Source organism: Serinibacter arcticus (genome assembly GCF_003121705.1).
Classification (GTDB): Bacteria; Actinomycetota; Actinomycetes; order Actinomycetales; family Beutenbergiaceae; genus Litorihabitans.
Window position 1 is genome coordinate 101,491 of sequence record NZ_PYHR01000002.1, and the last position, 24,005, is coordinate 125,495.

A 24,005-nucleotide genomic window follows, 5' to 3' on the forward strand; every position below is an offset into this window, starting at 1 on the left:
CGTCAGCGCCGCCAGGCGTAGTCCATCTGCCGCGCCGTCCGCTCGGCGTGGACGACGTCGGACAGCACTCCGACCAGGTGAAGGCTGAGGTCGAGTCCGGCCGAGATACCGGCCGAGGTGTACAGGCCGTCGCCGCCGATCCAGCGCGCGCGGTCCGTCACCCTCAGTCCGGGGAAGCGCTGCGCGAGGTCGCCCTGGTCCTCCCAGTGCGTCGTGACCTCCTGGTCGGTGAGCACGCCGGCCTCGGCCAGCAGGAACGCGCCGGTGCAGACCGATGCGAGCGTCGGCGTGCCGCCACGGGCGGCGATCCAGTCGACGACGACCCGGTCGCGCTCCACCTCGGTCGTCACCCCGCCCGGCACGATCAGCAGGTCGAGCTCGGGGGCGTCGAGCAGGGTGCTGTCGGCCGTGAGGACGAGCCCGCCGCGGGCCCGGACCCGGTGGTCGGTCGTCGAGGCCGCGATCAGCGTGACGGTGAAGCCGCGCCAGCCGGGCTCGGCACCCGCGAACCGGGAGGCGACGGAGAAGACCTCGAACGGGCCGCAGGCGTCGAGCACCTCGACCTCGTCGAACACCAGGATGCCCACGCGCAGGGGCGAGGAGGTCGTCACGACTCGTGCACCACCCAGCGCGTGAGGAGATCGGAGAGCGCGGGTGCCGCCGTCGTGATCTGCTCGAGGTCGCCGAGCTCGATCGTGCCGCGGACGTCCGAGACCCAGGTGACCAGGCCGTCGGGGTCGGGCAGGTCGGGGCGTCGGCCGCGCCGCTCGGACTGGCCGGTGCCGCGGTGCAGGACGAGCAGCACGCGCTCGCCGCGGACGTTGAAGGTGAGGCGGTCGGCGTCGCCCAGCCGATAGCTCGGGGCGTTCCAGCGGATCGCCTCGCTCAGCGCCGGCCGGACCCCCAGCACCACCGCCCGGGTGGCCTCCACCCTGGCGCGGGTACCGCCGTCGAGCTCGGCGAGGTAGTGCTCGACGTCCGCGTGCTTGAGGGTGGCCACGGGGCGATTGTGCACCTCGTGGAGCTCCCGCGGGAGGTCAGTCCGCCGTCAGGGCGCCTCGCACCGCCGTCGCGAGCGTCTCCCGCGAGCGGGCCGCGGCGTCGAGCACGGCCTGCGGGTCGGTCGTCGCGGCGTCGAAGGACAGGTCCGACACCACGCTCAGGCCGGCTGCCCGCAGGCCGAGCGCCGCCGCCGTCAGCGCCTCGTGGACGGTGGACATGCCGACGACGTCGGCGCCGGACGCCGCGAGCAGGCGGCTCTCCGCGTCCGTCTGGTACTCGGGGCCACGCAGCGCCGCATAGGTGCCGGACCGGGGGCAGACCGCCGTCGTCGCGGCCGCGAGCGTCCGGTCCCAGACGGTGCGGGGGTCGAGGAACACGCCGCCGTCGAACGGCGAGGAGCCCGTGAGGTTGAGGTGGTCGGTGATCGCGACGACGTCGCCGAGCTTCCAGGGCCGCAGGCAGCCGTTCGCGTTGGTGAGCACGGTCCGGCGCGCCCCGGCGGCCGCGGCGATGCGGACCAGGGCGGTCACGCGACGGCGGTCGACGCCCTCGTACAGGTGCGTGCGTCCGAGCGCGACGAGCACTCGGGTCCCGGGGGAGCCGTCGGGGGAGTCGGGCAGCACGCAGCTGCGCAGCTCGTCGAGGTGTCCGTCGGCGGTCGGGGCGAGCACGCCGGGCAGCTCCGACAACCGGAGCGTCGCCGTCGCGGTGCCGAGCGTGTCCGCGACGTCGGTCAGTCCCGAGCCGAGCACGACGAGGGCGTCGTGCCGCTCGTGGCCGGTGACGGCCGCGAGGTGGGCGGCGGCCGCGGCGTCGTCGGCGTCGAGCAGGTGGGCGCGAAAGTCCTCGGGGCTCATGTCGCCGGTCTCAGCGCACGACGCCGGCGACGCCGGTGACGTCTCCGACGAGCGAGCCCGTCCGCTCCTGGTCGGCCACCCGGCCGCGGCACAGGAGGAGGTAGCCGCCGAAACCGATCACGAGCGCGAGCAGGACTCCGAGGTTCGCCCAGGCCCAGTCGCCCTCCCTGCCCCCGACGAGTCCGAGCAGGTAGCCCTGCCACGACAGCCAGGAGGCGGAGGTGTTCTGCACGAAGCCGAACCCGACGACGGCGGCGAGCGCCAGGATGCCCAGCGCCGCGCGGTTGACCGAGCCGTACACGCCCTTCGCGGTGAAGAGGTCGGCCTCGGCGTAGTCGCGACGACGCAGCAGGATGTCGGCCAGCATGATCCCGGCCCAGCCGGCGATCACGACGCCGAGCGTGGTGAGGAAGCCGGTGAACGGCCCGAGGAAGTCGGCGGAGAAGAAGACCACGACGATCGTGCCGAGCGTCATGATCGTGCCGTCGATCCCGGTGGCGACCGGGCGGGTGACGGGCAGGCCGGTGGCCAGCAGCGACAGCCCCGAGGAGTAGATGTCCATCGTGATGCCGCCGATCAGCCCGAGGATCGCGACGACCGCGAACGGCACGAGGAACCACGTCGGGAGCACGGTGGTCAGCGCCCCGATCGGGTCGGCGGCGATGGCGTCGGTGAGCGAGGGGTCGGAGCCCACGAGCAGGAGGCCGAACACCACCAGGGCGACGCAGGGGAGCGCGGAACCGACCGTCGTCCAGCCCACGACCCCGCGGGTGCTGGCCGAGCGGGGCAGGTAGCGCGAGTAGTCGGCCGCGGCGTTGACCCAGCCGAGCCCGAAGCCGGTCAGCACCATCACCAGGGCGCCGATCACGGCGGCGAGCGAGCCGGCCGGCAGCGCCATCACGGCACCGAGATCGATCCGCGGGATGACGAGGGCGAGATAGACGATCGTCAGGGCCGCGGTGATCCAGGTGATCCACGTGGTGGCCTTCATCAGCGTGTCGAAGCCGAGCACGCCGGCGCCGCCCGCGATGAGCACGACGGCGACGAGCGCGACGATCTGAGCGACCGTCGTGCCCTCGAAGCCGAGCGCGGTCATCACGGTCGCCGCCGCGAGCGTGGCCATGACGCACAGGAACGTCTCCCAGCCGACCGTGAGGATCCAGGAGATGACGGCGGAGACCCGGTTGCCGTGGTACCCGAACGCCGCCCGGGAGAGGACCAGCGTCGGGGCCGAGCCGCGCTTCCCTGCGATGGCGATCAGGCCGCACAGGCCGAAGCTCGCCACGACACCGATCACCGACGCGGCGACCGCCTGCCAGAACGAGATCCCGAACCCGAGGACGAACGAGCCCCACGAGATCCCGAACACGGAGATGTTCGCGGCGAACCAGGGCATGAAGAGGTCGCGGGGCCGGCCCTTGCGATCGCCCTCGGGGATGACGTCGGTGCCCGCCATCTCCACGGTGACGGTTCTGGTCCCGGCTCCGGCCGTCGGGGTCGTGCTCATGGCCCGTTCCTCACTGCGGAGCCCGACGGCCCCAGCGTCGCCACCGTAGGGACCTCGGGCGTCCGTGTCCACGAACGACGCCGTGCCGCCTCGCCGCCCGGGCGGGACTCAGCGCCGCGTGACGCTCCGCCGCCCGGCCGTGAGGTCGAGCAGGCGCGGCAGGATGACGTCCCCGCTCACCCGCAGCCCGTCGTGGAGGAACTCGTTGGTCACCCACACGTGGCTGTTCCCGACGGCGTCGGCCGTGTCGAGCGCGAGGTCGAGGTCGACGTAGGGGTCGTGCACGTACTGGACCGCCGCGAGCGGTACCTCGTTGCGGGCCAGGGCGTCGGCGTCGTACAGCGCCGGCCACGACGGTCGGGCGGCCAGCTCGTGCGCCACCGCCTCGAACGGCCGCAGGCTCGGGATCTCCGCGAACATCCACGGGAACATCGCCTCGCCGGTGAGCTGCAGCGGACGGGCCGAGGTGGCGAACGCCGGGCGCCGCTGGAGCTCCGAGGCCGCCGCCCAGCCGGGGGCGCGCTCGCCCTGGTGGTAGATCGCCTCCTGCAGCACGGCGTAGAGCGGGTTCGCGGCGAAGCCGGTCTCCTGGGCGATGAACGCCCGCAGCGACGGCGTCGGGCTGCCGTCGGGCTCGACCCCCGTCTCCAGCACCCAGTGCAGCGCCTCGACGCCGGTGCTGACGCCGAACGGCATCCCCAGCAGCTGCAGACGCCGCGCGCTGAGCGTCTCGCCCGTGGGGAGGACGACCTCGCCCGCCTCCGCCCGGTCGGCCAGCGCCCCGAGGGTGGTGACGTCGTCGGGGAACCGGCGGGCGAGCTCGCGGTTGCGGGCGAGCTGGAGGTCGAACGTGCGCCGGTAGACCTCCTCGGCGTCGGCCGCGATGCCGGGCAGTCCGCCGGTGACGTGGGCCGCGGTGATCGCGTCCGGGTGGCGCGAGAGGTAGACGAGGGTGAGGAAGCCGCCGTAGGACTGGCCGAGGGTCGCCCAGCGGCGGCCGCCGTACACCTGCTGCCGCACGTCCTCGGCGTCGGCGACGATCGCGTCGCCGCGGAAGCAGGCGAGGTAGTCGGCGGCGGTGGCGGCGTCGGGGAAGCGGGCGATGCTCGTGGCGGTGACGGCCCCGGAGCGGCCGGTGCCTAGCTGGTCGAGCAGCACGACCCGGTGCGTGCGCGTCGCCGTCGCGAGCCAGCCGCCGGCGGCGGGGCGCGGGCCCTGGCCGCCCGGACCGCCCTGGAGGAACAGCAGCAGGGGGAGGTCCTCGCCGTCGCGCGCCGGGTCGACGACCTCGCGGGCCAGCACGTCGATCGAGCCGAACCGGGTGGGGTCGGCGCGGTCGACGGGGACGGTGACGAGGTGGTCGCGGTGCAGGAGGCCGCCGGTGAGGGTGCTCATGCCTCCATCATCGGCCCGGTCCGTCGGGCCGGTCGTTCGTCAGCTCACCGGCCGCCGCGTCGGCGGTGCCGGCCGGCGGCGGCCACCGTCGTCGTCACCCGGGTGATCCCGGGGGCCGCGGGCGTGGAGCTGAAACCGAAGGTGACCGGGGGATCGACGCGGGAGAGCGCCCCGAGGTCGGTGCCGTGCCACGACCCCGTCAGCCCGGTGGCGTGCCTGCGGTCCGTCGCGCCGTAGGCCTCGGTGCGGTCGTGACCGGCGGTGCCCCACGTGCGCACACCGGCCAGCACGTCGGCCGCGGGGGAGATCACCCGGGCGAGCGCGGGGCTCGTCGCGAGCGCCGGTGGCAGCAGCCGCAGCGCCCGCCCCAGCACGTCGCGCCCGCCGAGCCGGACGGCCAGGTCGAGGCCGCCGCCGGCGAACGTCACCGCCTCGCGCGTCAGGCTCGCCCGCACCGGGGCGACGACGACCTCGTCGAAGGAGTACGTGTCCGCGATGAACGTGGCGACGTCGGACCGCGGAGCCACGAGCGTGCGGTGCCCCGAGGCGTCGGCCACCATCGCGTCGGCGAACGCGCCGAACGGGGTGGTGCGCCAGAGCCCGACGACGACGCGCACGCCGCTCGTGCTGCCGACCCCGAGGATCGCGCCGTCGAAGCGCCAGGTGCTCACCCCTCCATCCTGCGGCCGGTGGAGGGGCAGGTCCACGACGGCGTCGCGAGCCCACCGCCCCGGACGCGCCGCCTGGGCCCATGGTCCGCCGTCGGGGGAGGGCGCACCCACCATGATGGGGAGCATGATCCTCGGAGTCCCTCGCGCGACGGCCCCCGGCGCGACCGCCGTCGCCGCGACCCCCGCCACCGTGGTGGCCCTGCGCCGGCTCGGCTACGACGTGCTGGTCGAGGCCGGGGCGGGCGCAGCGGCCCACCTCACCGACGACGCCTACCGCGAGGCCGGCGCCACGGTCGGGACGACGGAGCAGGCCTGGGGCGCCGACGTCGTCGCCCTCGTCTCCGCGCCCGCCCCGGCCGACGTCGAGCGCCTCACCCCGGGGGCGACGTTCGCGGCGATGCTCGCCCCGGCGCAGCGGCCGGACCTCCTCGAGGCCCTCGCGCGACGGCGAGTCACCGCGCTGGCGCTCGACGCCGTGCCGCGGATCTCGCGCGCGCAGGCGTTCGACACGCTCTCGACGCAGTCGAACATCGCCGGCTACCGCGCCGTCGTCGAGGCGGCGCAGGCCTACGGCGGCATGCTCGCCGGCCAGGTGACGGCCGCGGGCAAGACCGACCCGGCGACCGTCTTCGTCATCGGCGCCGGCGTCGCGGGCCTGGCGGCCATCGGCGCCGCCGGCAGCCTCGGCGCCCGGGTCCGGGCCTTCGACGTCCGTCCCGAGGTCGCCGAGCAGATCGAGTCCCTCGGCGGGGAGTTCGTGCGCGCCCCGCAGGCGCAGCAGGAGGTCGCGGCCGACGGCTACGCGACACCGCTGACGCCGGAGCAGCAGGCGGCGGCCATGGACGTCTACGCCGTCGAGACCGCGCGAGCGGACATCGTCATCACGACGGCGCTCGTGCGCGGCACCGCCCCGACCACGATCACGGCCGCGATGGTGGCGGCGATGCGGCCGGGCAGCATCGTGGTGGACCTGGCGGCCTCGGGCGGCGGCAACTGCGAGGTCACCGTGCCCGGCAGCACGGTCGTCACCCCCGGCGGCGTCACCGTGATCGGCGAGACCGACCTGACCGCGCGGATGCCGCGTCACACCTCGCAGCTGCTGGGGACCAACGTCGTCAACCTGCTGACGCTGATGACGCCGGGCCGGGACGGCGTGCTCGTGCTCGACCTGGACGACGTCGTCGTGCGAGGCCTGACGGTGACCGGCCCCGACGGCGTGCTCTGGCCGCCGCCGCCCGTGCAGGTCTCCGCCGCACCCGCAGCTCCGCCGTCGCCACCACCGCTTACCCCGGCCGAGGTCGCCGCGCGCGAGACGGCCGAGCGGGACGAGCGCCGCCGTCGTGGTCAGCGACGCACCGTGGCCATCGCGCTCGGCGCCGTGCTGGTCGCGTTCGCGCTGACCTCCGCGCCGGCGAGCGTGCTGCCGCACCTCATGGTCTTCGCGCTCGCGGTCGTGGTGGGGTTCTACGTCATCTCGCAGGTCAGCCACTCGCTCCACACCCCGCTGATGGCCCAGACGAACGCCATCTCCGGGATCATCCTGGTCGGCGCGCTCCTGCAGCTGGGCAACGAGAGCCTGCTCGTCACCGTCCTGGCCTTCCTGGCCGCGTCCGTGGCCAGCATCAACATCTTCGGAGGGTTCCTCGTGACCTCGCGCATGATCGGGATGTTCGCGCAGGGGGTCCGGCGATGAGCCTCTCCCTCACGACCCTCGCGCAGGTGGTCTACCTCGCGGCCGCCCTCCTGTTCATCCTCTCCCTCGCCGGACTGTCGAAGCAGACGACGGCGCGGCGCGGCAACGTGCTCGGCATGCTCGGGATGGGACTGGCGCTCGCGGCCACGATCACGCTGGCGCTCGAGACCAGCGAGCGGTCCGCGCTCGTCACCGCGATCCTCATCGCGGCCGTCCTGCTGATCGGGATCAGCGTGGGGACCTGGCGCGCCCGCACCGTCGAGATGACGCAGATGCCCGAGCTCATCGCCGTGCTGCACTCGTTCGTAGGACTGGCGGCCGTGCTGGTCGGGTTCAACTCCTACCTCACCGAGACCGCCGACGCCGTGCACCTGGTCGAGGTCTTCCTGGGCGTTCTCATCGGGGCGCTGACGTTCACCGGCTCGATCGTCGCCTACCTCAAGCTCTCGGCGCGGATCAGCTCCGCGCCGCTCCAGCTGCCGGGCAAGCACGCGATCAACGCGGCGATCGCGGTGGCGAGCGTCGCGCTCGGGGTCTGGTTCGTCGGGAGCCACTCCGTCGTCCCGCTCCTGCTCGTCACGGTGCTGGCCCTCGCGCTCGGCTGGCACCTGGTGGCCTCGATCGGTGGCGGCGACATGCCCGTCGTCGTCTCGATGCTCAACTCCTACTCCGGCTGGGCGGCGGCCGCCGCCGGCTTCATGCTCGGCAACGACCTGCTCATCGTCACCGGCGCCCTCGTCGGCTCCTCCGGTGCGATTCTCAGCTACATCATGTGCAGGGCGATGAACCGGTCGTTCATCTCCGTCATCCTCGGCGGGTTCGGCGGCGACGCCGGTCCTGCCGCCGGGGCGGCGGCGTCCGGACCCGCCGGCGAGCACCACGAGACCACGGCGGCGCAGGTCGCCGAGCAGCTGCTCGCGGCGCGGAGCGTCGTCATCACGCCCGGCTACGGTATGGCCGTCGCCAAGGCGCAGTACCCCGTCGCCGAGCTCGTGTCGCGGCTGCGCGCCGCGGGCGTGCAGGTGCGCTTCGGCGTCCACCCGGTCGCGGGCCGCCTGCCCGGCCACATGAACGTGCTGCTCGCCGAGGCCAAGGTGCCCTACGACATCGTGCTCGAGATGGACGAGATCAACGACGACCTCCCCGGTACCGACGTCGTCCTGGTCATCGGCGCCAACGACACCGTCAACCCCGCCGCCGAGGACGATCCGACCTCGCCCATCGCGGGGATGCCGGTGCTGCAGGTGTGGAACGCGGGTCACGTGGTGGTCTTCAAGCGCTCGATGGCGGCCGGGTACGCCGGGGTGCAGAACCCGCTGTTCTTCCGGGAGAACACCTCGATGCTGTTCGGGGACGCCAAGGACCAGGTCGAGGCGATCGCGGCCGCCCTCGCGTCCGTCGCGGTCTAGCGGGACTCCGGGAGACCACGTGCGCGCCGCCCTCCTCGTCCTGGCCGCAGCCGTCTGCTTCGGCACCACCGGCACCGCCCAGACCTTCGCGCCCGACGGCGCCGCTCCCGCCTCCGTGGGGGCCGCACGGCTGGTCGTCGGCGGCGCCGTGCTGGCGCTCGTCGGGCTCGCCACGTGGGGGCTGCGACGACGGCGCGACTCGACGCCGGTCGCCGCCCCGGGAAGCGCCGTCGCCACCTCGGGTGCCTCGCGCTCCCGGTTCACGGGCGCCGCCGTCGTCGCCGTCGCAGCGCTCGCGATGGTCGGCTACCAGCCGACGTTCTTCGCCGGCACGGCGGCCAACGGCGTGGCGGTCGGCACGATCGTCGCTCTCGGGTCGGCGCCGCTCTTCTCCGGCGTGCTGGAGTGGCTCGTCCTTCGCCGGCGGCCGACCCGGCGCTGGACGGCGGCGACGGCGCTGGCGGTGCTCGGCGTCACCCTCCTGGCCGCGAGCCCCGGGTCCGGCACCGGTCTCGGTGGACTGCTCGCCTCGCTCGGCGCCGGTGCCTGCTACGCGGTCTACGCGGTGGCCACGAAGATGCTGCTGGAGCGGGGCTGGGGTGTCGTGCCGGTGGTGTCGTGGGTCTTCGGCGTCGGCGCGGTGCTCGCCCTGCCCCTCCTGCTCGGGACCTCGACGGCGTGGCTCACCCGGGGCGACGGTCCGCTCGTGGCGCTCTGGCTCGGCGTGGTTACCGTCGCGCTGGCCTACCTCCTGTTCGCCGCGGGGCTGCGGCACGTGCCGGCCGCGACCGCGGCCACGCTGACGCTGGCCGAACCCGTCACGGCCGGACTGCTCGGGGTGCTCCTCCTGCACGAGGTGCTGGGGCTGCAGGCGTGGCTCGGGGTCGCCGTCGTCATCGGCGCCGTGGTGCTGCTCACGCTGCCGCAGCGGACCCCGCTCGCCGCTCGCGCCCGGGCCGGGTGAGCTCCACGGCGGCGTGCACGGCGAGACCGGCCAGCAGCGCCCAGAACGCGGCACCGATCCCGGCGAGGGTGACGCCGGAGACGGCGACGACGAACGTCACGACGGCGGCCTCGCGCCCCGTCGGAGACGACGCGGCGGCGCCGAGGCTCGCGCCCAGCGTGCCGACGAGGGCCAGGCCGGCGGCCGCGAGCAGCAGGTCGCCGGGGGCGTGCAGGACCAGGGCGGTCAGCGCCGTCGAGAACACCGCGATCACCAGGTAGGACAGCCCGGCGGTGCGCGCCGCGAGCCAGCGGCGGGTGGTGTCGGCGCCGCCCTCGGGACCCGCCGACAGCGCGGCCGTGATCGCCGCGAGGTTGAGGGCGTGACCGCCGAACGGGGCGCCGAGCACGGTCGCGACGCCGGTCACGGTCAGCGAGGATCGCCACGGCACGCGGTAGCCGAACGAGCCGAGCACGGCGGCGCCCGGAACGTTCTGGGCAGCCATCGTGACGATCCACAGCGGCAGCGCGATGCCGACGACGGCGGGCCAGCTGAGCCCCGGCGTCGTCCACTCCAGGTGGGGCAGCAGCTGCGGCAGGGTGCCGACGCCGTCGGCCGTCAGCAGCGCGACGACGAGCGCGACGCCGATCGCGAGCGGGGCGGCCAGGCGCGGCCGGAGCGCGAGCGCCGCGACCCAGACGAGGACGACCGGTGCGACGAGCGCCGGCTCCGCCACGAGCGCCCGCACCGGTGCGAGGCACAGCGGGAGCAGCACGCCGGCGAGCATCGCCTGGGCGATCGCGGCAGGGATGCGGGCGACGGCACCGCCGAGGGCCGGGATCGCCCCGGTGGCGAGCAGGAGCAGGCCGGTGAGCGCGAAGGCCCCGACGGCGGCCGGCCAGCCGCCCGCGACCGTGCCGCCCGCGGCGAGCAGCGCCGCGCCGGGGGTGGACCACGCGAGGACCACCGGCAGCCGGTGGCGCTGAGCGAGGAAGGCCGTGCCCAGTCCCTGGAGCAGGCAGAGGATCGCGAGCCCGGAGGCGGCCTGGCCGGGCGAGGCACCGACGGCGGTCAGCCCGGCGAGCACGACGGCGAACGAGGACGTCGAGCCCACGACCGCCGTCATGACGCCGGCGACGTGGACGCGCGAGGGCGGGTCGACGGCGGTCGTTCTGTTCATGGAACGAGGATAGTGGGCAGGGCCCCGGCGCCGGCGACGCTGGTCGTAGGGTGTGCGCGTGAATCCTCTCGTCGCCCGCTCGGGCGCGCGTGTCCGCGAGGTCCGCACCTCGCGCGGTCTCAGCCTCAGTGCTCTCGCCGAGGCGGCCGGCATCGGCAAGGGCTCGCTGTCCGAGCTCGAGAACGGTGTCCGCAACCCGACCCTCGCCACGCTGTACGCGCTCGCCGCGCCGCTGCAGGTTCCGCTGGCGACGCTGCTGGCAGACACCCCGGGCGCGACGCTCGACGGCGACGGCGTCGCGGTCCGCCTGCTCGACACGCGCCGCTCCGCCGTCGACGTCCGCGAGGTGTACCTGCTCGATCTCGCCCCCGACGCCGTCCGCGAGGCCACCGGGCACGGGGCCGGTGTCGTCGAGCACGTGCTCGTGACCGCCGGTGATCTCGAGGTCGGCCGGAGCGAGGCGACCGCGACGGTCACGTCCGGGGGCTCGCACTCCTGGACCAGCGACGCCGCGCACGTCTACCGCGCGGGCCCCGCCGGGGCGGCCGCCGTGCTCACGATCGTGACGCCGGCGTGAGCCGCCGCGGCGCCGTCGTGCGCTTCGTGCTGCTCGCGCTCATCTGGGGCTCGAGCTTCCTGTTCATGAAGATCGCGATCGAGGGGCTCTCCCCGGTGCAGGTGACCGCGGGGCGGCTGACCTTCGGGGCGATCATGCTCGTGGCGCTGATGGCGATCGGCCGTCGCCGGTGGCCCACCGACCCCCGCCTGCTCGGCAAGATCGCGGTGCTCTCGGTCCTGCTGTGCGTCGCGCCGTTCCTGCTGTTCGGCTGGGCGGCCCAGCACCTGCCGTCCGGCATCTCGAGCATCTTCAACGCCACGACGCCGATCATGACGCTGCTTGTCGGCGTCGTCGCCCTCCCCACCGAGCGCCTGACGCGCGACCGCGTCGCGGGGTTCGTGCTCGCCCTCCTCGGGGTCCTCGTGGTGGCCGGGCCGTGGCGGATCGAGCTCGACGGCGAGGGGTCGCGGTTCCTGCTGGCCCAGCTCGCGTGCCTGGGAGCCACGCTGTGCTACGGCCTGGGCGCGGTCTACAGCCGCCGGCTCCTGCGCGGCAGCACGATCGACTCCACGACGCTGGCCGCCACCCAGATCTCCCTGGCGGCGGTGCTCGCGCTCGTGCTCGTGGGCGCCGTGGGCCGGACGCCGATGACGATCACCGCACCCGTGCTGCTCTCGATCATCGCAGTCGGGGCGATCGGCACCGGCGTCGCCTACGTGTGGTTCAACGACATCATCCGGCTCTGGGGTGCGCCGCTCGCCGCGAGCGTGACGTACCTGACCCCCGTGGTCGGCGTCGTGCTGGGCGTGCTCGTGCTGAAGGAGGAGGTGCACTGGAACGAGGGCGTCGGGGCCCTCGTCGTCATCGCCGGCATCCTGCTGACGCAGGGCGTGCTCACCCGCCGCCGGGCGGTGCCCGCGCAGTAAGGTCGGGGGCGGGTCGCGGCACGAGTCGCGACGATCGATCATCGCGTCAGGAGCACCATGTCCCAGCCGTACGACCCCTCCGGACCCCAGCAGAGCCCGTGGGGCGCCTCGCCGGCCTCCCAGCAGCAGCAGGGTGCCGCCGGCGGCTACGGCCAGCAGCCCGGGTTCCCGCCGGGTGCCGGAGCTCCGGGGCAGCCGGGCCAGCACGGCCAGCCGGGGCAGCACGGCCAGCCCGGTCAGCAGGTGCCGCAGGGCTACGGAGCCCCCGGCGGTCAGCCCGTCCCGGGCTACGGCGGCCAGGGCCCGCAGCAGCAGTGGCAGGGGGCGCCCGCCGCTCCCGCCGAGCCCGGCGCGTTCGCCCGGCTCTTCGACGTCTCGGTCACCAAGCTGTTCAGCCCGGCGCACCTGCGGAGCGCCATGGTGCTCGTGATCGTCGTCGCCGGCGGGGTGACGCTCGCCAAGCTGATGGAGGCTCTGCTCTGGTTCGGCGAGTACGCGGGCGCCGCCGACGTGGCCCACGGCGTCTTCTCGATCCTCCTGGCCCCGGTCTGGGGCCTCGGCGTCCTCCTCGCCGGCCGGTTCGTGATCGAGATCCTCGTGCACCTCGCGGCTCTGCGCTCCGCCTCGTCCGCCAAGGCGGGGGAGAAGGAGTGAACGAGGCCACCATGACGGCGGATCTCGACGCCGCCCCGGTGGCCCTGGTCGCCTTCGACCTGGACGACACGCTCGCGCCGTCGAAGTCGCCGCTGCCGCAGCCCGTGGCCGACCTGCTGACCGCGCTCCTTCAGCGCGTGCCGGTGTGCGTCATCTCGGGCGGCCAGTACGGCCAGTTCCAGCAGCAGCTCCTGGCCCGCCTCGATCTCACGCCCGAGCTCGCCGAGCGGCTCCACCTGATGCCCACCTGCGGGACGCAGTACTACCGGTGGGACGGCGAGGGGTTCGGTCAGGTCTACGCCCACACGCTGACCACGGACGAGCGCGACCGCGCGCTCGCCTCGCTCCGCCGTCGCGCCGAGGAGCTCGGGCTCTGGGAGAGCGAGACCTGGGGCGACGTGCTGGAGGACCGCGGATCGCAGGTCACGTTCTCGGCGCTCGGCCAGCAGGCACCGGTCGACGCGAAGGCGGCCTGGGACCCGACCGGAGAGCGCAAGGAGCGGCTGCGCGCCGCCGTCGCCGCCGACCTGCCCGACCTGGAGGTCCGCTCCGGCGGGTCGACGTCCGTGGACATCACGCGTCGCGGGGTCGACAAGGCCACCGGCATGACGGCGCTCGTCGACCTCGCGGGCGTCCCGCTGAGCGACATGGTGTTCGTCGGTGACCGCCTCGACGTCGGCGGCAACGACCGTCCGGTCGCCGATCTCGGCGTGCGCAGCCAGGCCGTGCACGGCTGGGAGGACACGGCCATGTATCTCGCCGAGGTGCTGCTGCCCCACCTCGACGCCCGTCCGGCCGCCTGACCCGCCGCGCGGCGGGATGGTCAACTCCGTGATCGTGGGCGACAGTGGGGGGATGGCCGGCCGTCAGCTCCGTGAGCCCCGTGGGCCCCGCGCGGCTCGCCGCGGTCCGCGCGCCTGGTGCCTGCTTCTCGTGGCGCTGCTCCTGACGGCGTGCACCGGCGCCGTCGACCTGGAGGCGGACCCGGCGACGGAGGTCGCGATCGGGGCCGCCACGCAGGCGCCCGCCGACGAGGCCGTCCTGATCGAGGGATCGACGCCGGCCACGCTCGCGCTCGGTGCCAGCCGGACGTACTTCGCCAGGGCGGGGATCGTCGTGATCGCCCCGTCGGGCGACGACGCCGCCCAGCTGCGCGCGGCCTCCATCGCGATGGTGCTCGGGCTGCCCACGCTGGTGATGGGCGAGGAGGGCACGCAGGACGCCGTCGTCGCCGAGCTCGAGCGCCTGGGCACGCACACCGTGCTCGTCCTCGCCGGCGCCGACGTGCCTGAGCTCTCGCCCGACCTCCCGTTCCTGCGGGCCGTGCCCGCCCCCGAGGACCCGGCGGCGCTCCAGGTCGTCATCGGTCGGGACATCGCCGGCGAGGTTCCGGTCCCGGCCGGCACGGAGGTCGCGGCCCTCGCCTCGGCCCAACCGCCGTTCGACTGGCTGCTCACGGCGGCGGGGACCGAGGCGTCGGACCCCACGAGTGACGCCTCGCCCACCGACCTCGCGGACCTGCCGGGGCTGCCGCCCTTCCGCACCCCGGTGCGGCTGACGAACAACGCCCTCGTCTCCGACGGCGGCGCCGGGCAGGTCGCCGCGCTCGGGACGGCGCGGGCCGCCGGAGCGTCCGTCGTCATCACGAGCGACCTGCGGGAGGACTCCGCGGCGATCGCGGCGCTCTTCGGCATCGCGCCCACCCACGTCGTCGGGATCGGGGCGTTCGGTGACCCGCAGGAGTTCTCCTACCGGGCGAGGGTCGCGGCCACCGGGGTCGAGCTGCCCGGGGGTGGACAGTCGCTGCTGGACGGGAAGGTGTACGTCGGGCTGCGGGGCTCCGCGGGGGCGCCGGAGCTGGGATCGCTGGGCGAGCAGGGTGTCGAGGAGACGATGGATCGACTCCTCGCCCTGGGATCGACGACGGCGAGCAGCTCGACCGTCGTGCCGACCGCGATGCTCCTGACGACGGTGGCGTCCGCCACGCCCGGCACCGACGGCTCCTACTCGGGCAAGCGCACCGTGGAGGACCTGCTGCCGTTCGTCGAGGCAGCCAGGGACTCGGGCGTGAGCGTGCTCCTGACCTTCCAGCCCGGGCGCCAGTCGATGCTCGAGCAGGTCGAGCTCTACGACGAGCTGCTGCGGTTCCCCAACGTCGGGGTCGCGCTCGAGCCCGGCTGGCGGCTCGCGCCCGGCGAGGTGCCAGGGACGCAGTCGGGCGTGGTCGCGGCGGACGAGATCAACGCCGTCGTCGAACGCCTCGCCACCCTCACGACGGAGGCGGCCCTGCCGCCCAAGATGCTCGCCGTCCGCCTCGCGACGACGTCGACCGTGAGCAACCCCCAGGACATCGACGCCACGCGGCCCCAGGTGCAGGTGGTGCTCGAGGTGAACGGCGGCGCCGTCACGGCGCCGGTCGAGGAGGCGGCGCCGCTGCCGGACGGGACGCTGCCGCCCGCCGCACCGGTGGTGACCGCGGCCGACATCTGGGCGCAGGCCACGGCCGTGCCGTGGGGCTCGGGCGAGGGCCTCGGCTGGTGGGGCTGGGCGCAGGGTCCGGTCCAGGTGTCGACGCCCGAGCTGTTCGGGCTCGACCCCTCGCCGGTGCTGGTCGTCTACCCCTGACGCCGGCGCGGCGACAGCAACGAGAGTCGCGGCTGAGGACGGTCGTCTCCGAACGAAGGCGTCGCTACTGCGCGCGTCGCAGCAGCTCGACGACGACGGCTTCCACCTCGTCCAGCACGACGGCGATGGAGCTCAGGTCGTGCCACTCGTGGTACTCGGAGCGTCGGCGATCGCCATAGATGGCCACGTCGAGATCGAGGCCGTCGAACCAGACCACGATCGGTCGTCGGTCGGATCCACGGTCGATGTGCGTGCCCCAGCCCACGATCACGCGGCGGCCGTCCGGCGATGCCGAGTGCTGATCGACGTGCCGGTACGGAACGCCCCACTCGGCGAGCCTGCACTCCAGGCGCTCGCGTAGCAGCACCTGTTCGGACGGGGCAGACGGCATGGGGGCTTCACGCATGCAACGACGGTCGCACACCGTCTCCGAGAACGATCGTTCGTGGCCAGTCAGGGAGCGGTCCGCGAGGGTAGGTTTCCCGCATGATCCTCGAGGAACCCAGCGGCCTAGTACCGGTCCTCGCTGCACGCGCCGAAGTGATCGTGGTCGCGCAACGAGTCATGCGCCAGATCGCCACCGCCATCGGTGCAACGGGCTCGTCCATCGAGGCTTCCCTGGAAGACCGTGACGGCTGGAACGACGACCCGCCGCGCACGATGCGGTGTGAGGTCGTCGGCCGCATCGACGGACCGGCGGTCACCGCCGAACGGCTGGCCGCGACCATCACTCGGTGCGGCCTGCACCTGACCACCGTCGAACCGGCGGAACCAGACGACCCTTATGGACGCATCACGATCATGGCGAGCGCGCCGGGATCCTCGGTCACGCTCCGCGTCTTCGGGTTTCACCCTCTGGAGTACATCCGACTGGAGAACCCTGACCACCGGTATGACGTGGCCGTCTCCTCCCCGTGGTTCCTGCTCTCCGAAGACGTCGAGTCCAAGTACGACGTGCTGATCGACTACGACGTATCGCTCGATTCATCGCCCTGAACCTGCTCTCCTTCCTCCCCGACCACCCCGCTGCTCCCACCCCTGGTTACGCGCCACCGGGTGCGTCCATGACCTCTCGACGAAGGAGGGCGTCGGTGCAGGTTGACGGAGGCGTCGTTGGTCGCGTTCACGACGTAGTACGTCTGCTCTGCGGGCTGTGCGATCCGTGCCGCGGGCGTCGGTGAGGGTGGTGGCGATGCCCTGTCGACGCCAGTCCTGGTCAACGGTGGGGCCACCGAGGAAGAGCCCTGCGGGGTCAGCGTCCACGACGGCGGACGAGGCGGATGCGCCGAGCTGTCACCTCGTCTCGCGCCCGTCCTCGTTGCGTTCCGCCTGCTCGCGAGGAGCGTCCTCGTAGCTGCCGTCCATCCGTCGCTGGGGCGGTAGCTCAGCCTGCTGGCGTCTCCGCCGTGCCGCGCCGAGGAAGGAGAGGCCGATGCCTCCGAGGAAGATTGCCGGCACGGTGGAGAGTCCCGGCCAGTCGAACGCTTCGCTGGCGGTGAAGAACATCACGCCGGCGACGATGAACAGCGAGCCGATCACGAGCTCGGCGCGTCTGGACAGACGCGATGACCGCTTCCCCATCAGCTGGACACCACGATCGCGAGGACCACACCGAGCACGATCACCGCACCTGTCCCCAGGAGGTACCAGGTTCGCGCCCGGATCACGATCGAGCCGCCGTGCTGGGCCGGACCCGGTTCGTCCCCCTCGACCCGAGCATCGTCGCTCGAGTGGTCACCGAGCGCGTATCCGAGCATCGTCCTGCCCTGCCAGGAATGTGGCGTGATGTGGTGTCGGCCGTCGTCCTCGGAGTGGCTGGTCATCCTCCAAACTAACAACGAGCCGTCAGTCCGGACGCGAGAGGCGCCGGAGCGTGCGGAACCGTGTGCCCGGGCGTCGTTGGTGTGTGCTGATGGGAGCTCGGACGATCGCCGCTCGTCGAGGTTGGGTCGTGCCTCTGGTACTGACGCTTGCGGCGTGCTCCACGCCTGAGCGCGCGACGCCCGAGGAGCTTCAGACCTGGCTCGACGATCGCGAGAGGCGACCGGCAGCCGCGAACTCCCTCGGTAGCGGTTCGGGACTGACGTCGCCCGTGGACGCCGGCGTCGGTCGTGGGTCCACCGTCAGTCTGACGTTCCTGTCACCGACAAGTGTCGACGGCGTCCGAGTCTCGTGCTTCGGTGAGGGCACGCTGGACTTCGCCGTCCACGTCACGAGCGAGCCGGAGAGCGACACCGTGCAGACCGAGATCCAGACGTTCGAGGATCAACGGTGCGGTCAGGACAGCGATCTGCCGGTCGCCGGCGACAACGTCACCGCCATCGGCTTCACCGCATCTGGAAGCAGTCGCGAGGGTGCCTGGTCCGCAGAAGCGCTCGGTGCCGCGAGCGCAATGTCCTGAATCTGAATCAGGCGCGGCTGGCCAGTCGACGGGAGTCGTCGCGGATCTCTCCGACGAGCTCCTCCAGCACGTCCTCCAGGGTCACGATGCCGAGCGGCAGGTCCGGGGTCGGGCCGTCGGCGTCGTGCACGGCAGCCAGGTGGCTGCTCGTGCGCTGCATCGCGGCCATCACCTCGCGCAGCGAGTCGCTCGGGGCCACCCGGGGGAGGACCCGCACGAGCGACGCCGGGATCGGCTGGCGACGCTGGTGCTCGTCCGCCGTCAGGAGGTCCTTGATGTGGACGTAGCCGGTGAGCGTTCCGTCCGCGGCCTGCACGGGGAAGCGTGAGAAGCCCTGCACCGACGCCGCCTCGGCGGCCTCGAGCGTGACCTCGGGGGAGAGGGTGCGCACCTGGGTCATCGGGAGCAGGACCGACGTGACGTCGCGCTCGGCGAACTGGAGCGCACCCAGCAGGAGCTTCTCGTCGTTCAGCTCGATGAGCCCGCCCTCGTGCGACTCCTCGACCAGGCCGGCCACCTCGTCACGCGTGAACGCGCTGGTGACCTCGTTCTTCGGGGTCACGCGGATCAGGCGCAGGCAGATGTTCGCGATGCCGTTGAGCAGCCACAGCACCGGGTAGAGCACGAACACGATCGTGACCAGCAGCGGAGAGAGCGACTTGGCCATCCGGTCGGGGCCGGCGAGCGCGATGTTCTTCGGGACCATCTCGCCGAAGACGACGTGCAGGTAGGTCACCAGCGACAGCGCGATCACGAGCGCGACCGGGTGCAGCCACGCCTCGGGCACGCCGAGCGCGGCGGCCGGCACCTCGATGAGGTGCGCGATCGCGGGCTCGCTGATCGAGCCGAGCGCGAGCGAGCAGATCGTGATGCCGAGCTGGGCGCCCGCCATCATCAGCGAGACGTGCTCCATGGCGTAGAGGGTGATGCGGGCGACGATGCGGCCCTCGGCCGCCTCGGGCTCGATCTTGGTGCGGCGCGCCGAGATCAGCGCGAACTCCGCGCCGACGAAGAACGCGTTGAGGATCAGCAGGACGACCGTGAGGCCGATGCCGGCGAGGTCGCTCATCGCTCGACCTCCTCGGTGTCGGAGCCGGTGTCAGCGGTCGGGGCGTCCGGATGGGCGCCGGCCGCTTCTCGGTTCTGGAGGGAGTCGGGGTCGTCCGCGTCCAGCACCGTGACCCTGAGCAGCTCGACGCGGCGCCCGTCCAGCTCGAGCACCTCGAGCCGGACCGTGCGCTCGTCGACGCCGGCGACGTGGTCGGTCTCCACGAGGGCGACGTCACCGACGTCGGGGAAGCGCTCGAGCGTCGCGGTGACGAGACCGCCGAGCGTGTCCCACGCGTCGTCGTCGGGGACCGCGACGTCGAGGATCTCGCTCGCCTCGTCGGTGCGCATGAGCCCGGGGAGGGTCCAGGCGCCGTCGAGGTCCTCGACGGCCTCGTGCTCGTCCTCGTCGTGCTCGTCGCGGACCTCGCCGACGATCTCCTCGACCAGGTCCTCGAGCGTGACGAGACCGGCGATCGAGTCGAACTCGTCGATGAGGACGGCCATCTGCAGGCCGCCGGCCCGCAGGTCGTCCATCAGCTCGTCGAGCGGCATGGAGTCGGGACAGACGATCGCCGGCTGGAGGAAGTCGCCGATGAGCGTCGTGGGGCGCTCGGGGTAGGGGACCGCGAGGACGCTGCGGATGTGCGCGACGCCGCGGACGTGGGTCTCGTCGTGCCCCTCCTCGTCCTCGACCGTGTCCAGGACGGGGAAGCGCGAGTGGCCGCTGGTGCGGGCTCGCTCCACCAGCTCGGCGACCGTGTCGGTCGAGTCGAGCGCGATGACGCGCGAGCGCGGCGTCATCGCGTCGCGGGCGCGACGGTCGCCGAACGCGAGGGAGCGCTCGACGAGCTCGGCGGTGTCCAGCGCGAGCGTGCCGCGCTTGGCGGAGTGCTTGACGAGCGCGGAGAGCTCCTCGGCCGATCGGGCCGAGGCGAGCTCCTCCTGCGGCTCGATGCCCACCGAGCGCAGGATGGCGTTGGCCGTGCCGTTGAAGGCCCGGATCGGCCAGGCGACGGACTTGGTGAAGCCCCGCTGGAAGCCGGCGACGGCGCGGGCGGTGGCCAGCGGGCGGGCGATGGCGAGATTCTTCGGGACGAGCTCGCCGAACACCATCGTCACGACGGTGGCGATCACGAGGCCGATGGTGACCGACGTCGTCGTGACCGCCGACTCGGACAGGCCGAGGTCGACCAGACCGGGTCGGACGAGCGAGGAGATGGCGGGCTCGGCGAGGAAGCCGATCGCGAGATTGGTGACGGTGATCCCGACCTGGGCTCCGGAGAGCTGGGTCGAGAGCGTGCGCAGCGCCGCGAGGACGCCCTGCGAGCGCTTGTCACCGCCGGCCGCTGCGGCCTCGACCTGGGCGCGGCCTACGGTGATGAAGGCGAACTCGGCCGCCACGAAGCCGCCGCAGGCAGCCACCAGGATCATGGCGAGGACGAGCAGGAGTATCTCGGTCATGCTGCCTCACCCCTTCCAGGGTGAGGCGACGGACTGTCGCCCTCCGTGTCGGTGTCGACGACGTGTAGAGCGGGGGCGGCGGTATGGTCGCCGGCGCTGGAAGCGCGCATTGTCTCCGTCCGGGTGGTGCGGGGTGTCGAGGGATCGCCGAGACGGCCGACCCGGCAGTCAGGATACGGTACGGCCCCCGGCACGCCAGGGGGTGGTCGGAAGCCGTCCACGAGACGCGTGCCGGCGCGGGGGTCACGCGTCACAATGGAGGGGATGTCGACCTCAGCGCAGCCCCGTCCCCGCCCGTTGACCCGCTGGTGGAACGGGTTGCGGCCGCTCACCCGCCGCACCGTGCGCCAGACCGTGGTCGTCCTGCTCACCGGGGTCGTCGCGCTCGTGATCGGCGTCTTCACGGCCAGCGCCGAGGGGTCGGTCGGTCCGCACGAGGCCGACCTGGAGATCACGCTCACCCACCAGGTCGCCGTCGACCTCGGACCGCTGGGCAAGCTGCTGGTGGACTCGCCCGCGCCGTGGCCCATCGGCGTGCAGGTGGACGTGGGCGAGATCCCGGCCAGCCTGACGGAGGTCGAGAACCCGCTCGACGCGCTCGGCGGCGACGTCGAGGCGTACGCGGCGTTCTTCTCCCAGCCCCAGACCGCCGTCGCGACGGCGGTGTGGGCGCTGGTGTCCGACGCCGTCGCCCGCACGATCCTGCTGTGGTCGATCGCGCTCGTGGTGATCGCCACCGGGCAGCTGGCCGCGGGCGGGCTGCTGCGCGCCGAGCTGCGGGACAAGCTGCGTCGCCGCGGTGTCGCGCCTCTGGTGGCCGTGACGGCGCTGGCGGTGATCGGCGTGCCGGTCGCCGGCGTCGTCGAGCGCCCGGAGGAGGAGGGGCGCCCCTCGCAGGTGCTCGCCGACCTCGGCGGGGTGATGGACGGGGCCCGGGTCACGGGCCGGCTGGCCGCGCTCGTGGACACCTACGGCGAGCGGGCGATCCAGACGGTGCGCAGCACGCAGAGCTACTACGACGTCGTCGCGCAGAACGTGCGGGACGCGTACGCCGCCGACGACGAGCCGCTCGAGCCGAACCGGCCGCTGCGACCCCTCGTCGTCGCGGTGCCGGAGGACGACACCGAGGTCGAGGAGGACGCGGCCGCCGGCGACGTGGACGGCGACGGCGACGCTGCGACGGGCGACGCGACCGACGAGCCCGGTGCGGACGCCGACGCCGAGAACGGCTCCGACTCCACCGACGAGCCGACCCGTGGGTCCGACCCGACCCGCACCCCCACCCCGACCCGCACGCCCACCCGGGCGCCGGTGGACGAGCTCGACCCCGACGTCGTCACGGTGATGCTCATCTCGGACAACCACTGCAACACGGGCATGGGTCGAGTGATGGGCGCGGTCGCGCAGCTGTCGGAGGCCGACCTCGTGCTCAACCTGGGGGACACCACGATGGGGGGTTCGGGCCCGGAGTCGATCTGCGTCGACGCGATCGCGAACGAGCTGACGGACTTCCCCGTCGTCGTCGCGGACGGCAACCACGACTCGATGCTCACCGGCGATCAGGAGCGCGGGCACGGCTGGACCGTCCTGGACGGCGGAGTCGTGGAGGTCGAGGGGCTGCGCATCGTGGGCGACCGCGACCCGCGCCTGACGTCCGTCACGCTCGGCAAGCGGGAGTTCCTGACGAAGGGCGAGGCGGCCGAGAAGGTGACGCAGGCGGCGTGCGCCGGCGTCGACCCCGACGACCCCGGCTCACGCGTCGACATCCTCGCGATCCACGACCCCTACGTCGGGAATCGCATCATGCCCTCGGGCTGCATCGTGCTGGAGCTCTCCGGCCACCTGCACCGGCGCGTCGGGCCGTTCCAGCAGGGGCTGGGGCTGTTCTACGGGATGGCCTCGAGCGGCGGCGCGACGTCGGGGAACCTCACGCTGGGCGAGCTGCCGGCGACCGCGACGATCGCGGTGCTGCAGTACGACCGGGCAAACAAGCGTCCGACGGCGCTGCGCGAGGTCCGCATCGCGACGGACCAGAGCGTGACGCTCACCCCGTGGGAGGCGTTCCCCGAGATGCCGCTCGAGAGCGTCGATGCGGACCTGTCGCCGGCGGGCTCCTGAGGAGACCGACCGGCGACCGGACCGGCGGGTGCTGGCGGGTCAGCGCGAGGCGCGGAACATCCAGGCCTGCTTCTCCAGCTGGAACGCGATGCCCGTGAGCAGGTCCTGCGAGGGTAGGTCGCTCTCGAGCTCGGGCAGCTCGTCGCGGATGCGGGTGGCCGCGGCGGTCAGGCGCTCCTCGAACTGTGCGACGACCTTGTCGGTCGCGACGGCGCCGGCCTCGTAGCTCTCGACCGTCGAGGAGGCGACGACGGCGGAGGCGCGGCCGTCAGGCACGCCTCCGACGGCGACGAGCCGCTCGGCGACGTCGTCGGACGCGGTGCGCAGGATCGCGGTGACGTCGTCGAGCTGCAGGTGGAGGGCGCGGAACTGCGGGCCGTACACGTTCCAGTGCGCCTGCTTGGCCTGGAGCGAGAGGTCGATGAGGTCGACCAGGGCCTGCTGCAGGCTCGTGGTGACGATCTCGGGGCTGGGCGTCGTCGACATGCTTCCTCCTGAGGGACGGGGACGGTACCTGGGTCAACCGTGCCGGGCCTCCGGGTGTTCCGGACGGGGAGGCGGCTACTCCCCGGCGCCGGTCAACCGGTCCGGGTCCACCCACACGCACAGGCGGTCGAGGTAGGACCCGTCGGGCGGCCACACCGCGACCAGCACCATCGGCTCCGTCCCCTCCGTCAGCGCGTGCGGGTGGGTCGCGGCGACGAACAGGTCCTCGCCGTCGATCGTGAGGCTCGCGCGGACGTCGGGCCCCGCGGCCGCCCAGACCGTCACGACGCCGGTCTCCGTGCGCGGCAGGCTCGGGCACACCCCGCCCCAGCCGCGGGGGTCGGCGAGGTCGACCGGGTAGGTCAGCTCGCCGTCGTGCGTGACGGCGACGCCCCGGTCGACGGCGAACGTGCCGGGGGTGGCGCAGTCCAGGTGGTCGTCGATGATCGGCTCCCGCAGGAGCTCTCGCACCGCGAAGCCGCCGGCGGTGGGCTCGACGGCGGTGATCGCGTCGCCGCACCGTGAGGTGGAGGCGATGGGGGCGATCACCTGGAGCGGCTCGCCGTCTGCCACCGCGAGCCAGATGTGCCACTGCTCCCGGTAGCCGTTCCCGTCGGTCTGGGCGATCGGGACGGCGAGGTCCTCCAGCCCGTCACCGTCGGCGTCGGAGTAGATCGGCTCGCCGACGGTGTAGGTGCGACCGACGTCGTCGGGCGCGCCCAGGTCGACGGGCTGCGTCGTGTGGTGGTTCTCGAACCACTGCCACGGCAGGGACGTGACGTCGACCGTCCGGATCGCGGCGGGGTCGGGCGCCTCGGGCGTCGGCGTCGCGGGGGCGGAGGCGGGGGCGGGTGAGGCGGTGTCGGTGCTGGGCGACGGCGGATCCGGCGTTGCACCGGCGTCGACGGTGGCCGACCCCGTCCCGTCCGTCGGGTCCGGTGCGGCCGGAACGCCCGTGCAGGCGACCGTCAGCGCGAGGACCGCGAGGAGAAGGCCGACGGCGTGCGGCGCCGAGTGGGGACGGTGCCGGAGGGAAGAGGCGGGCATGGCGCGCTCCTGGCGTGGGGA

At 73.4% G+C, this 24,005-nt stretch carries 25 protein-coding genes; 11 read left to right on the forward strand and 14 right to left on the reverse strand.

Features of this window, described 5'->3' with window-relative positions; translation table 11 throughout:
* Positions 1-2 precede the first annotated feature (2 nt).
* From C8046_RS00555 to C8046_RS00580, 6 genes are all read right to left on the reverse strand, one after another.
* Positions 3-611, reverse strand: coding sequence for a DJ-1/PfpI family protein (locus tag C8046_RS00555; RefSeq protein WP_199224354.1), 609 nt, complete (start codon positions 609-611; stop codon positions 3-5).
* Positions 608-1,000, reverse strand: coding sequence for a DUF1801 domain-containing protein (locus C8046_RS00560; protein WP_109227816.1), 393 nt, complete (start codon positions 998-1,000; stop codon positions 608-610). Before C8046_RS00560 ends, C8046_RS00555 begins: the two co-directional genes overlap by 4 nt.
* A gap of 37 nt (positions 1,001-1,037) precedes the next feature.
* Entirely contained in the window at positions 1,038-1,859 is an 822-nt protein-coding gene (locus tag C8046_RS00565) for a purine-nucleoside phosphorylase (protein ID WP_109227817.1), read from the reverse strand.
* 10 nt (positions 1,860-1,869) lie between these two features.
* A complete protein-coding gene (locus tag C8046_RS00570) occupies positions 1,870-3,366 on the reverse strand; it encodes a purine-cytosine permease family protein (RefSeq protein WP_199224355.1) in 1,497 nt (498 codons plus the stop codon).
* A gap of 108 nt (positions 3,367-3,474) precedes the next feature.
* Complete coding sequence (locus C8046_RS00575) at positions 3,475-4,761, reverse strand: alpha/beta fold hydrolase (RefSeq protein WP_109227818.1); 1,287 nt, start codon at positions 4,759-4,761, stop codon at positions 3,475-3,477.
* A gap of 44 nt (positions 4,762-4,805) precedes the next feature.
* Positions 4,806-5,432, reverse strand: a complete 627-nt coding sequence (locus C8046_RS00580) for a hypothetical protein (RefSeq protein ID WP_109230635.1) — start codon at positions 5,430-5,432, stop codon at positions 4,806-4,808.
* 124 nt (positions 5,433-5,556) lie between these two features.
* Between C8046_RS00580 and C8046_RS00585 the strand changes: the two genes are divergently transcribed.
* The 3 genes from C8046_RS00585 to C8046_RS00595 are packed head-to-tail and all read left to right on the forward strand — an operon-like array spanning position 5,557 to position 9,498.
* Positions 5,557-7,125, forward strand: a complete 1,569-nt coding sequence (locus C8046_RS00585; RefSeq protein WP_109227819.1) for a Re/Si-specific NAD(P)(+) transhydrogenase subunit alpha — start codon at positions 5,557-5,559, stop codon at positions 7,123-7,125.
* Positions 7,122-8,534 carry a Re/Si-specific NAD(P)(+) transhydrogenase subunit beta gene (gene pntB, locus C8046_RS00590; RefSeq protein WP_109227820.1) on the forward strand — a complete coding sequence of 471 codons (1,413 nt, stop codon included), beginning with the start codon at positions 7,122-7,124 and terminating at the stop codon, positions 8,532-8,534. The genes C8046_RS00585 and pntB overlap by 4 nt, the downstream gene beginning before the upstream one ends.
* A gap of 19 nt (positions 8,535-8,553) precedes the next feature.
* On the forward strand, positions 8,554-9,498 hold the full coding sequence (locus C8046_RS00595; protein WP_109227821.1) for an EamA family transporter: 945 nt from the start codon (positions 8,554-8,556) through the stop codon (positions 9,496-9,498).
* Here the strand turns inward: C8046_RS00595 and C8046_RS00600 are convergent.
* Positions 9,449-10,657 carry a benzoate/H(+) symporter BenE family transporter gene (locus tag C8046_RS00600; RefSeq protein WP_109227822.1) on the reverse strand — a complete coding sequence of 403 codons (1,209 nt, stop codon included), beginning with the start codon at positions 10,655-10,657 and terminating at the stop codon, positions 9,449-9,451. The genes C8046_RS00595 and C8046_RS00600 overlap by 50 nt on opposite strands.
* 58 nt (positions 10,658-10,715) lie before the next feature.
* Between C8046_RS00600 and C8046_RS00605 the strand changes: the two genes are divergently transcribed.
* The 5 genes from C8046_RS00605 to C8046_RS00625 all read left to right on the forward strand — a co-directional run bounded on the left by C8046_RS00605 (position 10,716) and on the right by C8046_RS00625 (position 15,421).
* A complete protein-coding gene (locus C8046_RS00605) occupies positions 10,716-11,234 on the forward strand; it encodes a helix-turn-helix domain-containing protein (RefSeq protein WP_235866012.1) in 519 nt (172 codons plus the stop codon).
* Positions 11,231-12,142, forward strand: coding sequence for a DMT family transporter (locus C8046_RS00610; RefSeq protein WP_199224356.1), 912 nt, complete (start codon positions 11,231-11,233; stop codon positions 12,140-12,142). The genes C8046_RS00605 and C8046_RS00610 overlap by 4 nt, the downstream gene beginning before the upstream one ends.
* A 57-nt stretch (positions 12,143-12,199) precedes the next feature.
* A complete protein-coding gene (locus tag C8046_RS00615; RefSeq protein ID WP_109227824.1) occupies positions 12,200-12,796 on the forward strand; it encodes a hypothetical protein in 597 nt (198 codons plus the stop codon).
* A gap of 11 nt (positions 12,797-12,807) precedes the next feature.
* Positions 12,808-13,599 (forward strand): HAD-IIB family hydrolase, encoded by a 792-nt coding sequence (locus C8046_RS00620; RefSeq protein WP_199224518.1) that lies wholly within the window; start codon positions 12,808-12,810, stop codon positions 13,597-13,599.
* Positions 13,600-13,729: 130 nt separating this feature from the next.
* Positions 13,730-15,421, forward strand: a complete 1,692-nt coding sequence (locus tag C8046_RS00625) for a hypothetical protein (protein WP_216628967.1) — start codon at positions 13,730-13,732, stop codon at positions 15,419-15,421.
* A 64-nt stretch (positions 15,422-15,485) separates the two neighbouring features.
* Here C8046_RS00625 and C8046_RS17960 read toward each other — a convergent pair whose 3' ends face one another.
* Complete coding sequence (locus C8046_RS17960; RefSeq protein WP_146197015.1) at positions 15,486-15,827, reverse strand: hypothetical protein; 342 nt, start codon at positions 15,825-15,827, stop codon at positions 15,486-15,488.
* A gap of 80 nt (positions 15,828-15,907) precedes the next feature.
* Between C8046_RS17960 and C8046_RS00635 the strand changes: the two genes are divergently transcribed.
* The gene (locus tag C8046_RS00635) at positions 15,908-16,417 is read left to right on the forward strand and encodes a hypothetical protein (protein WP_109227827.1); all 510 of its coding nucleotides are present in this window, start codon (positions 15,908-15,910) and stop codon (positions 16,415-16,417) included.
* A gap of 297 nt (positions 16,418-16,714) precedes the next feature.
* Here C8046_RS00635 and C8046_RS00645 read toward each other — a convergent pair whose 3' ends face one another.
* Complete coding sequence (locus C8046_RS00645) at positions 16,715-16,960, reverse strand: hypothetical protein (protein ID WP_146197016.1); 246 nt, start codon at positions 16,958-16,960, stop codon at positions 16,715-16,717.
* Positions 16,961-17,001: 41 nt separating this feature from the next.
* Positions 17,002-17,244, reverse strand: a complete 243-nt coding sequence (locus C8046_RS17965; RefSeq protein WP_146197017.1) for a hypothetical protein — start codon at positions 17,242-17,244, stop codon at positions 17,002-17,004.
* Positions 17,245-17,372: 128 nt separating this feature from the next.
* Between C8046_RS17965 and C8046_RS00650 the strand changes: the two genes are divergently transcribed.
* The gene (locus C8046_RS00650; RefSeq protein ID WP_109227830.1) at positions 17,373-17,822 is read left to right on the forward strand and encodes a hypothetical protein; all 450 of its coding nucleotides are present in this window, start codon (positions 17,373-17,375) and stop codon (positions 17,820-17,822) included.
* A 7-nt stretch (positions 17,823-17,829) separates the two neighbouring features.
* On the opposite strand, the gene C8046_RS00655 is transcribed toward C8046_RS00650, so the two are convergent.
* Together C8046_RS00655 and C8046_RS00660 are read right to left on the reverse strand one after the other, a co-directional pair.
* The gene (locus C8046_RS00655; RefSeq protein WP_109227831.1) at positions 17,830-18,891 is read right to left on the reverse strand and encodes a hemolysin family protein; all 1,062 of its coding nucleotides are present in this window, start codon (positions 18,889-18,891) and stop codon (positions 17,830-17,832) included.
* Positions 18,888-20,333: a hemolysin family protein gene (locus C8046_RS00660; RefSeq protein WP_109227832.1), complete on the reverse strand. Its 1,446-nt coding sequence runs from the start codon at positions 20,331-20,333 to the stop codon at positions 18,888-18,890. Before C8046_RS00660 ends, C8046_RS00655 begins: the two co-directional genes overlap by 4 nt.
* Before the next feature lie 264 nt (positions 20,334-20,597).
* On the opposite strand from C8046_RS00660, the gene C8046_RS00665 reads away from it, so the two are divergent.
* Entirely contained in the window at positions 20,598-22,451 is a 1,854-nt protein-coding gene (locus C8046_RS00665; RefSeq protein WP_158277094.1) for a metallophosphoesterase family protein, read from the forward strand.
* Positions 22,452-22,490: 39 nt separating this feature from the next.
* On the opposite strand, the gene C8046_RS00670 is transcribed toward C8046_RS00665, so the two are convergent.
* Together C8046_RS00670 and C8046_RS00675 are read right to left on the reverse strand one after the other, a co-directional pair.
* The gene (locus tag C8046_RS00670; RefSeq protein WP_109227834.1) at positions 22,491-22,937 is read right to left on the reverse strand and encodes a Dps family protein; all 447 of its coding nucleotides are present in this window, start codon (positions 22,935-22,937) and stop codon (positions 22,491-22,493) included.
* A 75-nt stretch (positions 22,938-23,012) separates the two neighbouring features.
* The gene (locus tag C8046_RS00675) at positions 23,013-23,984 is read right to left on the reverse strand and encodes a hypothetical protein (RefSeq protein WP_109227835.1); all 972 of its coding nucleotides are present in this window, start codon (positions 23,982-23,984) and stop codon (positions 23,013-23,015) included.
* Between the last annotated feature and the right edge of the window lie 21 nt (positions 23,985-24,005).

What these genes read in the sequence shown, in the direction of transcription:
- C8046_RS00565 (WP_109227817.1), bottom strand. Translation starts at nt 1,859, where the DNA reads ATGAGCCCCGAGGACTTTCGCGCCCACCTGCTCGACGCCGACGACGCC.
- C8046_RS00570 (WP_199224355.1), bottom strand. Translation starts at nt 3,366, where the DNA reads ATGAGCACGACCCCGACGGCCGGAGCCGGGACCAGAACCGTCACCGTG.
- C8046_RS00575 (WP_109227818.1), bottom strand. Translation starts at nt 4,761, where the DNA reads ATGAGCACCCTCACCGGCGGCCTCCTGCACCGCGACCACCTCGTCACC.
- C8046_RS00585 (WP_109227819.1), top strand. Translation starts at nt 5,557, where the DNA reads ATGATCCTCGGAGTCCCTCGCGCGACGGCCCCCGGCGCGACCGCCGTC.
- pntB (WP_109227820.1), top strand. Translation starts at nt 7,122, where the DNA reads ATGAGCCTCTCCCTCACGACCCTCGCGCAGGTGGTCTACCTCGCGGCC.
- C8046_RS00600 (WP_109227822.1), bottom strand. Translation starts at nt 10,657, where the DNA reads ATGAACAGAACGACCGCCGTCGACCCGCCCTCGCGCGTCCACGTCGCC.
- C8046_RS00615 (WP_109227824.1), top strand. Translation starts at nt 12,200, where the DNA reads ATGTCCCAGCCGTACGACCCCTCCGGACCCCAGCAGAGCCCGTGGGGC.
- C8046_RS00620 (WP_199224518.1), top strand. Translation starts at nt 12,808, where the DNA reads ATGACGGCGGATCTCGACGCCGCCCCGGTGGCCCTGGTCGCCTTCGAC.
- C8046_RS17960 (WP_146197015.1), bottom strand. Translation starts at nt 15,827, where the DNA reads ATGCGTGAAGCCCCCATGCCGTCTGCCCCGTCCGAACAGGTGCTGCTA.
- C8046_RS00635 (WP_109227827.1), top strand. Translation starts at nt 15,908, where the DNA reads ATGATCCTCGAGGAACCCAGCGGCCTAGTACCGGTCCTCGCTGCACGC.
- C8046_RS17965 (WP_146197017.1), bottom strand. Translation starts at nt 17,244, where the DNA reads ATGACCAGCCACTCCGAGGACGACGGCCGACACCACATCACGCCACAT.
- C8046_RS00655 (WP_109227831.1), bottom strand. Translation starts at nt 18,891, where the DNA reads ATGAGCGACCTCGCCGGCATCGGCCTCACGGTCGTCCTGCTGATCCTC.
- C8046_RS00660 (WP_109227832.1), bottom strand. Translation starts at nt 20,333, where the DNA reads ATGACCGAGATACTCCTGCTCGTCCTCGCCATGATCCTGGTGGCTGCC.
- C8046_RS00665 (WP_158277094.1), top strand. Translation starts at nt 20,598, where the DNA reads ATGTCGACCTCAGCGCAGCCCCGTCCCCGCCCGTTGACCCGCTGGTGG.
- C8046_RS00670 (WP_109227834.1), bottom strand. Translation starts at nt 22,937, where the DNA reads ATGTCGACGACGCCCAGCCCCGAGATCGTCACCACGAGCCTGCAGCAG.
- C8046_RS00675 (WP_109227835.1), bottom strand. Translation starts at nt 23,984, where the DNA reads ATGCCCGCCTCTTCCCTCCGGCACCGTCCCCACTCGGCGCCGCACGCC.